The organism is Luteibacter sahnii (genome assembly GCF_034063545.1).
In the GTDB taxonomy this organism is placed as follows: Bacteria; Pseudomonadota; Gammaproteobacteria; order Xanthomonadales; family Rhodanobacteraceae; genus Luteibacter; species Luteibacter sahnii.
Map to the genome: position 1 here is coordinate 1,156,572 of NZ_JAQLOK010000001.1, position 9,527 is coordinate 1,166,098.

Below are 9,527 nucleotides of genomic sequence, written 5' to 3' on the forward strand. Positions count from 1 at the left end.
AACTAGAGATAATGTTCTAGTAAAGTTACTCTACTTTATGTTTCGCTCGTTTGGCGGTGGCGAAGAGGCAACCGCACCCCTTGGGTCTTTGGCAGTCCAGCATCGAAAGAGGGATGGCGAATGGTGGCTAACGTCGGAAATCGGTCGCACCTGTGCAGAGCAGTGACCGCTACGCGGCTGGAAGAAGGGCGGTTGCGGCGTGTTATGTCTGCATCCCGGAGGCCGCTGGCGTGACCACCTCGACGCTGCCATCGCTGGTGATCTGCGAGCATTGCGATAGTGTTTACCACCGTGCGCCCCTCACCCGGGGCCAACGTGCCCGTTGTGCGCTCTGTGGTGCGTCGCTCTACCGCCATTCGCGCGCGAGCCCCGAAACGATCCTGGCACTGTCGATCGCCTCGGCCATCGTGTTTTTGATCGCCAACGTCTACCCGGTGGTCGAGATCAGCCTCCAGGGCATGGCCAACGGGGCCACGTTGTGGCAAGCCGTGCTCGCGATGGCATCGGGCGAGGCGGCTCCTATCGCGGTCCCCGTCGCGCTCTGCGTGATTATCGTGCCCGGGTTGCAGATCGGATTGTTGGGTTGGATATCCGCATACGCAACGGCAGGCAGGCCCGCGCCCGGGGGGATCGGCATCATGCGTTTCCTGGCGCTTCTGCGCCCGTGGAGCATGATTGAAGTCTGTGTCGTGGGCATCCTGGTGTCCATCATCAAGCTCTGGAGCCTGGCTCATGTCAGTCCGGGCGAGGGGATGTGGGCGGTCGGAGCACTCATGGTGCTTCTGCCGCTCATCGCCGGACGTGACCTTCGCGTCTTGTGGGAAACGTTTGATGCCCGGCCTTCTGAGCCATCGAGCGCACCGTGATGCTTCCGCCGCGAGCCGGTCACATGGGCCTGGCGCGATGCCATGTCTGCGGCATGTCATGCGAGAGCGATGGCACGGATGCCAGCGCTCGTCGGTGCGGAAGGTGCGGCGCACCTTTGCACGGCGTGCGGGGCGACCGGATGGGGGCCTCGTGGGCGCTTCTGCTCGCCGCGTTGATCTGCTACGTCCCGGCCAACGTCATGCCGGTCATGTACACGCAACTGCTCGGCCGGGGCAGCGAGAACACGATTCTGCAAGGCGTCGCTGAATTCTGGCGTAGCGGCTCCTACGGCATTGCCCTGGTCATTTTCGTCGCCAGCGTGGCGGTGCCATGCACGAAGTTCATGAGCCTTGGCCTGCTTCTGATCGGCGCGCAATACAAGACGCCATGGAAGCGTCGGGAGCGCGCTGTCCTTTACCGGTTGGTCGAAGTGGTCGGCTACTGGTCGATGCTCGATGTTCTGGTGGTAGCGGTCGTCGCCGCCCTGGTCAAGTTCCGGGCTCTGGGCGATGTCGAGCCTCGCGTGGGAATTCTTTTCTTTGGTGCGGTGGTGATTCTGACGATGTTGTCCGCGATGCAGTTTGATCCCCGTCTTACCTGGTGCGGAGACGATCGGTGAACCCGCCGTTTCCGAGTGAGCCGGGCGCCCCGGTCGTGTCCACCACGCGTCGTCGGCCGTCGCTGGTCTGGGTCGTGCCCACCGTGGCTGCGGTCATCGGCCTGTCGATGCTGCTGCACGCGTGGCTTTCGTCGGGTCCGACCATCACGATCAGTTTCATGACCGCGTCAGGCCTGGAAGCGGGAAAAACGCCCGTCAAGTACAAGGACGTCACGGTCGGCGTGGTGTCCGCCATCGACTTGAGCCCCGACGGCTCACGTGTCATGGCGACCGTGCAGTTGGATCAGAGCGCGGCGAGCCTTGCCCGGGTCGATTCCCGATTCTGGGTCGTAAGACCCCGCATCGGCCTCGGCGGGGTTTCTGGTATCGACACGCTGCTGTCGGGCGCGTACATCGGTGTCGACAAGGGCACCGGGAGCGCTACGGGAAAGCGCTTCGTCGGGTTAGAGACCCCGCCGACCGTCACGCACGGCTCGCAAGGACGCAGTTTCGTGCTTCGGGCCAGGGACCTTGGGTCGATCGACATCGGTTCTCCTGTCTACTTTCGACGCATCCAGGTCGGCCAGGTCGCGTCGTACCGGCTCGCCGAGGATGGCCGTGAGGTTGACCTGCAAGTCTTCGTCAATGCGCCTTACGATCGCTTTGTGACCGCGGCGACGAGGTTCTGGAACGCGAGCGGGGTAGACGTGTCTTTGGGCGCGGATGGCCTCAAGCTCAACACGCAGTCCCTCGCCACGGTGATGGCCGGTGGCATCGCTTTCGCGACGTTGGCGCACGGTGGCGCGGAGGTCCGGGCGGCGTCGGGGGCGGTTTACGATCTGGCGAAGGATGAAAAGGAGGCCATGGCGTCGACCGATGGACCCGCGCAGTTCTTCCAGTTGGTGTTCGAGCATTCATTGCGCGGGCTGGTCGTGGGGGCGCCGGTGGAATTCTTTGGACAGTCGATCGGTGAAGTGGCTTCGGTCCGACTGGACTACGCGCCAGACAAGCAGAAATTCGTCACCGCGGTCGGCATCAGCGTCTACCCGAATCGATTGGGACGTGTCCTGGAGAAGCTGCCGAAGTCAGACGGGGATGCCGAGCGGCGCACGGCGCGGTTTCTGGCCGGCATGGTGGCCCAGGGCCTTCGCGCCCAAGCCCGTTCGGGTAATCTGCTGACCGGCCAGTTGTACATCTCGCTCGACTTCCTGCCCCGGTCGCCGCCTGCGAACTTTGACGCCGATGCCCGGCCCCTCGTCCTGCCTACCGTCAACGGTGACCTGGACCAGATGCAGCAACAGGTCGCTTCCATCGTGAGCAAGCTGGACAAGCTGCCCTTGGAGTCCATCGGCCAACACGTCGATGCGAGCCTGAAGGATCTGGACGAGGTGCTACGCCAGCTCCACGGTCAGGTGCTGCCTGAGGCGACGCAGAGTTTGCAGCAGGTCCGTTCGACGTTGGGCGCCGCCCAGGGTCTGGTCGATCCACAAGCGCCGTTGCAGCAGAACATCAGTCAGGCCCTGGAGCAGGTCCAGCGGGCCGCACGCTCCCTCCGTGAGTTCCTCGACATGCTCAACCGCCATCCGGAATCGCTTTTGAGGGGGCGACCGGCGTCGTCTGCGCCGCCGGTCGCCGCGCCGGCCTCGAGGACGGTGCCATGATCCGGATCGAACGACTGACCTGCGTCGGCGCGCTGGGGCTGATGGTCGGCGCGTGCGCTTCCGCGCCGGTGCACTACTACACCTTGCTCGGAACCGCTCCCCCGACGCGCTCGCACATGGCAAGCCAACTATGGCTGGACGTCGGCCCGGTGGGTGTGCCTTCCGATCTGGACCAGCAAGCGATGGTCGTTCGCCAGAGTCCAACGCGGGTGGATGTGCTGGACAGCGAGAAGTGGGCGAGCCCGCTCGGCGAGGAAGTGCGAAGTGCCGTGTCTGCGCAGATATCCAGCCGGCTGGGGGCGCCTGATGTGCACGGGCTGGCGGTCGCCGACGGCCAGCCCGGCGTCAGGGTGAGTATTCAGTTGCGGCGGTTCGAGGCCTGGCTGGGGTCACGGGTTTTGCTGCGGGCAGACTGGATACTCACGTTCGTCCGGGACGGCCGCCGCGATTGGGTCATGTGCGGCGGGCAATTTGAGACCACCGCAACCGATACCTATCCGGGCTTGGTTCACGCCGGGCAGCAGGTTGTCGCGCAGATGGCTGACCGGATCGCGGATCGCATCGCCGACGTTGAGCTTCACGGCAACGTCGGCACCGTGCCATGCAACGGAGGAGGGCGGACACATGATTCATCGGTTCAGTGATCCACGAGAGCCGGATCCAGCCCATTGGCCGCGGGATGGTCAGCCGGTTAGCGCGTCGGCCGTGACTACGGCAAACCCTTGTCGGCTCAGCTCACGCCGTAACCGATCCGTTCGCTGAAACCACGGTCGTGCCATGTCGAACGATGTGGAGTCCGACGAATCGGGCGGATTCGAGGTCGCGCTTGACCTGCCTCCGCTGAGCCGCACCGCGTGACGTTGTAACGTCCGTCAATCACGAGGGATTTCGTCTTCGATGCCCTTGTCAACGCGGCTAAGCAAAGCACTTACCATTTCTGTCCTCCTGCTAGTGCGAGAGCCAGACAATACATGCGAAAAACAAGGCTTCACCGATTGAAGAGCGGAACGGCATCTCTCGGTGCCAACCTGTCCTATGGATCGTCGAATCATTCATCTGCCTCACGCATCAACGCATCTATGGCACCGCGGATCTGCTGTGATAGCTCGGCTGACTGGACTATGCCTGCGTCGTCCAGGCCCGAGCCGAGCAAGGGGAGTGTGATGGAAGCGCTCTCGATCACTCGAGAAGCCATGGTGCGGAGGGTTTCCTTCAGCGCTGCATCCGCGTGGGTCGCGCGTGGCGAAGCGTTTAAGACTGCAACAGCCTTGCCCGCGAACGGCTCAAAACCGACCAGCCAGTCCAGGGCGTTCTTCATCGCACCCGATATGCCATGGGCGTATTCCGGACTGGCTATGATCAAGGCACTGCTGCGGTCGACGCACTCGAACAGATCACGGACCGTTGGTGAGATGAAGGGGTCTAAATCGGGGTTGAACAGCGGCAGGTCTCCCATGCCGCCGAACAGGTCGATCTCGACATGAGGTGGCGCGAGGGTCCGGACGGCCCTGAGAAGGGCGGCGTTGTACGAGGCACGTCGCAAACTGCCGCAGAGCGCGAGACATCGCATAGAAAAGCGGGATCAAGGGAGAGCGAAAGCTTAGTCGAAAGCGACCTGTTCTTCTACGGCGAAGGAGCAAGATGCTTGGCTACGCAACGAAACGCAGGAATGGCATCATGTTGTGGATTTTGAAATCCTTACGGAACGGAGAAGGTCACCGTTACGGTTGACCTGGGTGTGACCGGGTCGCGCATTTGCCGGGCTACGCAGACGACGGGGTATGGCGCGTTCGTCGGAGCGGTCGACCTCGGGAGGCCAAAGCGCCGCCGCTTGCCGCGTTACGGTCTTGTGAGCATTGAGAGTCGCCGCACTACGAGTGCACTGAGGGGGACATTTACGCGCATTCGAGAAAACCCCGAGATCGAAGGTCGATCCACATGTCAGTGGCCACGTTGGTCCCGATGACCCGTCTTGGGAGGGGCAGCTCGTACAGCGGTCCGACGGCAAAGGTGCTGGAACGTCCTCGATCGCGCAACATGGGCCATGTAGGCTGTGCGCGAAGCATATTCCGCAAGCATTGGTGCGCAAATGGTTTATCTTCCAATTCCCGACTACATAGGTGCCCGTCGGGCATCAGTCGATGGCTGGGCGATAGCAGCGACCATACGGCTTGCTGCATCCACTGAACCTTCCACTTGCAAAGTCCTTCATGGCTCCCATTCTGCTTATCCACGGGCTGTTCGGTTCGCTAAGATCTCCCGCTATCGTTTCCGCCTTTGGCGATGTTCGCGTCCTCGCGCCCGACCTGATCGGATACGGGGCTTTTCGTGACGGGGCACCCGAGGCGTGGACGCTTCAAGACCAGGCCGATCACGTTGCCTGCTGGCTTAGCGCAAGGGTAAACGAGCCGGTGAACGTGGTCGGTCACTCTGTGGGTGGCGCGGTCAGCGTTCTGTTTGCACGTCGCCATCCTGAACTTACTCGCTCGCTGACAAGCGTCGAAGGCAATATGACGCTTGGCGATGCCTTCTGGTCGCGAAAAATCGCGGATCGGCCGCTCGCCGAAGTGGAAGTGGAGATCGCCGGATTTCGGGCCGATGTCGCGGGATGGATCGCGCGCTCCGGCTTACTGCCTACGCCCCTTAATCTCGCGACGGCGTCCGGCTGGCTTGATAATCAGCCTGCGTCAACGATTCGGGCTCAGGCGAGGGCTGTCGTCGCGGCGACGGGAGAGGGCGCGTTTCTGGATGAGCTGCGCGTGCTGGCTGAATCCGGGGTGCCGATCCACCTGCTCGCCGGCGCGCATTCCCGGGCTGGCTGGAGCGTCCCAGACTGGCTGGCGCAGAAGGCTACCACCCACACTGTTATTCCTGGAACAGGCCATCTCATGATGCTCGAACAACCCACGCTCTTCGCGAGCGCGGTGTTGGCGAACCTTGCGATCGAACGAGACGCCCTTCACCCGTGAACGCACTTCGTGGGCTCGCCCCGGCCTCATGGACACTCAGGCTATGGGATAGCAGCTTCGATCAGGACAAGCGATCGATAGCCGTTGGTCGAGTGTAAGCGCTGCCGGTTGTAAAACACTTCGGTGTGGGCCGACCCAAACTTACCGATTTTTCAACCGTAAGGCGGCTCACGATTTGGGAGGCGGTCAGATCGATCAGCAGCAAAGTTGGAAGTGGCGCCCAGAAAGGCGTGCCAACTGACAATAGGCGGGTGACGAAGGTGCTCCCTTAGTTGGACAGGCTGAAGCGGTAAGGGGGGCATATCTTCGGGTATATTGACTACACGTGTAGCCACGAGTTAGGTTGGCTACACGTGTAGTCATGGAGTTCGAAATGTCGGCAGTAAACAGAGCGTGGGTAGCAGCCATCTTGGGCATGGCGTTCATACATACGGCCTCAGGGGCCACAGCTTGCTCGGCCGCAGGCTCGACTTTCAAAGCGGAAAGCAGCAGCTACCACCAGCAATTTGTTGCGGTGGCCGATGGAGTGCGGCTGGAAGTGCTCGATTGGGGCGGAACCGGGCGACCCCTCGTACTCTTGGCGGGGCTTGGCAATACGGCGCACGTGTTCGATTCGATTGCCCCGGAACTGGCGCGACATTTTCACGTTTATGGCATCACCCGACGTGGCTTCGGAGCATCGTCCGTGCCCAAGAACGGCTACGGCGCCGATCAGCTGGCCGATGATGTCATGGCCGTGGTCAAAGCACTCGGTATTGATCGCCCTATCATCGCTGGCCATTCGATCGCTGGTGAGGAATTGAGCGCAATAGGGACACACTATCAAGGCAAAATTGCCGGACTGATCTACCTCGATGCCGCGCACGAATACGCGATCTACGATCCGGCTCGCGGAGCCTATCATCCTGACTTAAGTCATCTGTCCGCGCAGATTTCTCGCATGCACGATGACCCGACTGACAAAGCGCAGATGACCAAGCTGTTGAATGACGTCAATGTCTTGCAACGGAGCCTTGGGAGTGAGCTTGCTGGGGTGGCTGCGGATGATGCCAGCACGACGGGAGCTCCACCTTCCGGACCGACACCCAAAGAATTGGCCAGTTTCCCAGCGTTCCGTTGTTTCGTTTCTGCACAACTCGGGGGAGTCATACCTGAAGACGAGATACGCCAGACGATTGCGACAGGCGCAAGGGGCGTGGTCGGAGATCAGAAAGCACCGGCGTTCGTTTACAACGCCATCCTTGAAGGACAAGAGCGCTTCCACGCGCCCAATGTGCCCATACTGGATATTGTCCCCGTACCACGCACATCAGACCTTCCTGTCGGCACTGATGAGGCGAAGCGTCAAGCAGCGGATGCGATGCACACTCGAACGCAGGAGCAGGAGATCGCTACGCTTCTGCGGCAACAAACCTCGGCAAAGATCGTGCGGATACCCCACGGCCACCACTTTGTGTTCCTGTCCAATCCAGCCGAAGTAGTGGATGCCATCACCAAGTTTGGAGAGCAGTTACCTTGGATCCGCTCCCAGCCCGTTTCGGCGGGTGGACTCTGAATTGGTCATGATCTTGGCGTGCAGAGCGTAACCAAATCCCACAGCCTGGCTGGACCAGAAGGCTGACAGGCGCCCTGGATGATAAGGTAGACATTCACCGGATTTTGGAGAGGGTGGAGTGGACGCGACGTATTCCTTGGTGCCTGGTGTTCCTTCTGTCGATGACTACTTGCGTTTGAGGCGGGCTTCAGGTCTGACTCCGAGGAGTGCCGAGGCAGCGCACGCGGGTCTTCCCCGGACGGTTGTCGGCGTCATCGTCCGGCACGGCGAGACCGTCGTCGGCATGGGACGGGTCGTTGGCGATGGTCTCTTCTACCTCCTCGTCGACATCGCCGTCGACCCGGCGCATCAGAAAAAAGGCATTGGAAAGGCCTTGGTCGGGCGACTCATGGATGAACTCGGGAAGGTCTCGCCCGCCGAAGCGTACGTTGGCCTCTTCGCTGATGGAGAGGCCTGTCACCTCTACGCAAAGTTTGGCTTCGAACCAACTGCCCCGGCTTCGCTGGGGATGGCCCGCTGGATCGCGTCACGTGTAGGATCTGTCAGGTCCTAGATGGCACGTCCTGCTTGCCGCAAGTGGCCCGGTCCTTGCCGGAACACTTGCTGGCACCGGCCTCTGCCAATCGTTGCCCAACCCCACGGACGTCTGCACTAGCCCCCATTATCGTGAGTACCTGTTCCAGAAATCTGGCGTCCGCCACGTGCAGATCAACGATGGGGCAGGGGCTGTGCGCGTGGCGATTGCCATATCGGGAATCAGTCCCTAAACCTGCATCGGGGTCATCGGGAACCCGGGATTACTTGGTTTGCGATCCGGGAGACGTGGACGGTGCGTTCTTTCTCCCATGTTCGTTTTCGTGCTCGGCGCGCTTGAGTTTCTCCTGCGCGTCCTTGTAGCCCGCAGCCGCCGACTTCCTGAGCCAGAACAAGGCGCGCTCACGGTCAAGTGCCGTGTCGTTGTTCATGAAGTCCTCGTAGACGTTGAACTGTGCGACCGGGTCCCCGTTTTCAGCCGCAATCAACGCCCACCGTCGCTCCTCCATCGGATTGAGAAGCACGAAACCGTAGAAGACTGAGATCCTCGATGCTGCTTCAGCAGACCCCCGCATCGCTTCCACGGCGAGCGTCTGGCGCTGTTGCGGGGTCAGCACCAAATTCTGGTTGAGATTGACAGGTTGGTCGGGCGCACCATGCGCAACGGCTGCGTGGCAGGCCAGCCCCAGCGTACACATCGCAAGCGCGTTGCTGCACTTCATCATGAGCCTCAAAGCGGAATCCATAGGCGAGCCGGTATTGGTGTAGTCAATCGTTGTCAGCTTGCTTGTCGGCGGGCAGCGTATCACTGTTTGATTGGGGCGCTGGTTTGTTTGCCGTCCTTCTTGTCCGAGCGTTTGTTTTCCTTCTCAAGATTCATAAGTTCGTCTTGAGCTACCTTATCGCCGGCAGAGGCGGATTTTCTTAGCCAGAACAACGCGCGTTCTTTATCAAGTTCTGTTCCGTAGTTCATGAAATCCTGATACGCATTGAATTGAGCGACCGGGTCTCCGTTCTCTGCGGCAATCACCGCCCATCGGTGTTATTCGATTGGGTTGAGCGCGACAAAGCCATAGAACATGGAGATCTTTGTGGCCGCCTCAGAGGAGCCGCGCATCGCCTCTACAGCAAGCGTCACACGCTGTTGAGGCGTGAGAAAAAGACTTTGGTTGAGATTGATCGGCTCTTCTTCGTTCGCTTGTGAAGCCACGGCATGAGCCGTGAACAACATCACCACCACAGCAAAAGTCCACCATTTTTTCATTTTGACCACCCCCCAACTTTTCGAGCCATCCCAAAGTAGGGAAATTCGGCGAAACTAACCCCAACCTACGAGGTGGTTT

11 protein-coding genes are annotated in these 9,527 nt (G+C 60.8%); 7 read left to right on the forward strand and 4 right to left on the reverse strand.

What is annotated here, in order from left to right; all coding sequences use genetic code 11:
* Nucleotides 1–230: 230 nt before the first annotated feature.
* The 4 genes from PI246_RS05165 (at nt 231) to PI246_RS05180 (ending at nt 3,770) form a co-directional block, all read left to right on the forward strand.
* Nucleotides 231–866, forward strand: coding sequence for a paraquat-inducible protein A (locus tag PI246_RS05165; protein ID WP_320550210.1), 636 nt, complete (start codon nt 231–233; stop codon nt 864–866).
* Nucleotides 867–991: 125 nt separating this feature from the next.
* Nucleotides 992–1,486, forward strand: a complete 495-nt coding sequence (locus PI246_RS05170; RefSeq protein ID WP_320550255.1) for a paraquat-inducible protein A — start codon at nt 992–994, stop codon at nt 1,484–1,486.
* Nucleotides 1,483–3,126, forward strand: a complete 1,644-nt coding sequence (locus tag PI246_RS05175) for a PqiB family protein (RefSeq protein WP_320550211.1) — start codon at nt 1,483–1,485, stop codon at nt 3,124–3,126. Before PI246_RS05170 ends, PI246_RS05175 begins: the two co-directional genes overlap by 4 nt.
* Complete coding sequence (locus PI246_RS05180; RefSeq protein WP_320550212.1) at nt 3,123–3,770, forward strand: PqiC family protein; 648 nt, start codon at nt 3,123–3,125, stop codon at nt 3,768–3,770. Before PI246_RS05175 ends, PI246_RS05180 begins: the two co-directional genes overlap by 4 nt.
* A gap of 404 nt (nt 3,771–4,174) precedes the next feature.
* Here the strand turns inward: PI246_RS05180 and PI246_RS05185 are convergent, their stop codons facing one another.
* Nucleotides 4,175–4,696, reverse strand: a complete 522-nt coding sequence (locus PI246_RS05185) for an NADPH-dependent FMN reductase (RefSeq protein ID WP_320550213.1) — start codon at nt 4,694–4,696, stop codon at nt 4,175–4,177.
* A gap of 640 nt (nt 4,697–5,336) precedes the next feature.
* On the opposite strand from PI246_RS05185, the gene PI246_RS05190 reads away from it, so the two are divergent.
* The 3 genes from PI246_RS05190 (at nt 5,337) to PI246_RS05200 (ending at nt 8,203) form a co-directional block, all read left to right on the forward strand.
* Complete coding sequence (locus tag PI246_RS05190) at nt 5,337–6,095, forward strand: alpha/beta fold hydrolase (RefSeq protein ID WP_320550214.1); 759 nt, start codon at nt 5,337–5,339, stop codon at nt 6,093–6,095.
* Nucleotides 6,096–6,456: 361 nt separating this feature from the next.
* Nucleotides 6,457–7,650: an alpha/beta fold hydrolase gene (locus PI246_RS05195; protein WP_320550215.1), complete on the forward strand. Its 1,194-nt coding sequence runs from the start codon at nt 6,457–6,459 to the stop codon at nt 7,648–7,650.
* A 283-nt stretch (nt 7,651–7,933) separates the two neighbouring features.
* Nucleotides 7,934–8,203: a GNAT family N-acetyltransferase gene (locus tag PI246_RS05200; protein ID WP_320550256.1), complete on the forward strand. Its 270-nt coding sequence runs from the start codon at nt 7,934–7,936 to the stop codon at nt 8,201–8,203.
* A gap of 244 nt (nt 8,204–8,447) precedes the next feature.
* Here the strand turns inward: PI246_RS05200 and PI246_RS05205 are convergent, their stop codons facing one another.
* The 3 genes from PI246_RS05205 to PI246_RS05215 are packed head-to-tail and all read right to left on the reverse strand — an operon-like array spanning nt 8,448 to nt 9,448.
* Complete coding sequence (locus tag PI246_RS05205; RefSeq protein WP_320550216.1) at nt 8,448–8,930, reverse strand: SEL1-like repeat protein; 483 nt, start codon at nt 8,928–8,930, stop codon at nt 8,448–8,450.
* Nucleotides 8,931–8,989: 59 nt separating this feature from the next.
* Entirely contained in the window at nt 8,990–9,214 is a 225-nt protein-coding gene (locus PI246_RS05210) for a hypothetical protein (protein ID WP_320550217.1), read from the reverse strand.
* Nucleotides 9,215–9,226: 12 nt separating this feature from the next.
* On the reverse strand, nt 9,227–9,448 hold the full coding sequence (locus tag PI246_RS05215) for a hypothetical protein (RefSeq protein WP_320550218.1): 222 nt from the start codon (nt 9,446–9,448) through the stop codon (nt 9,227–9,229).
* Nucleotides 9,449–9,527 lie beyond the last annotated feature (79 nt).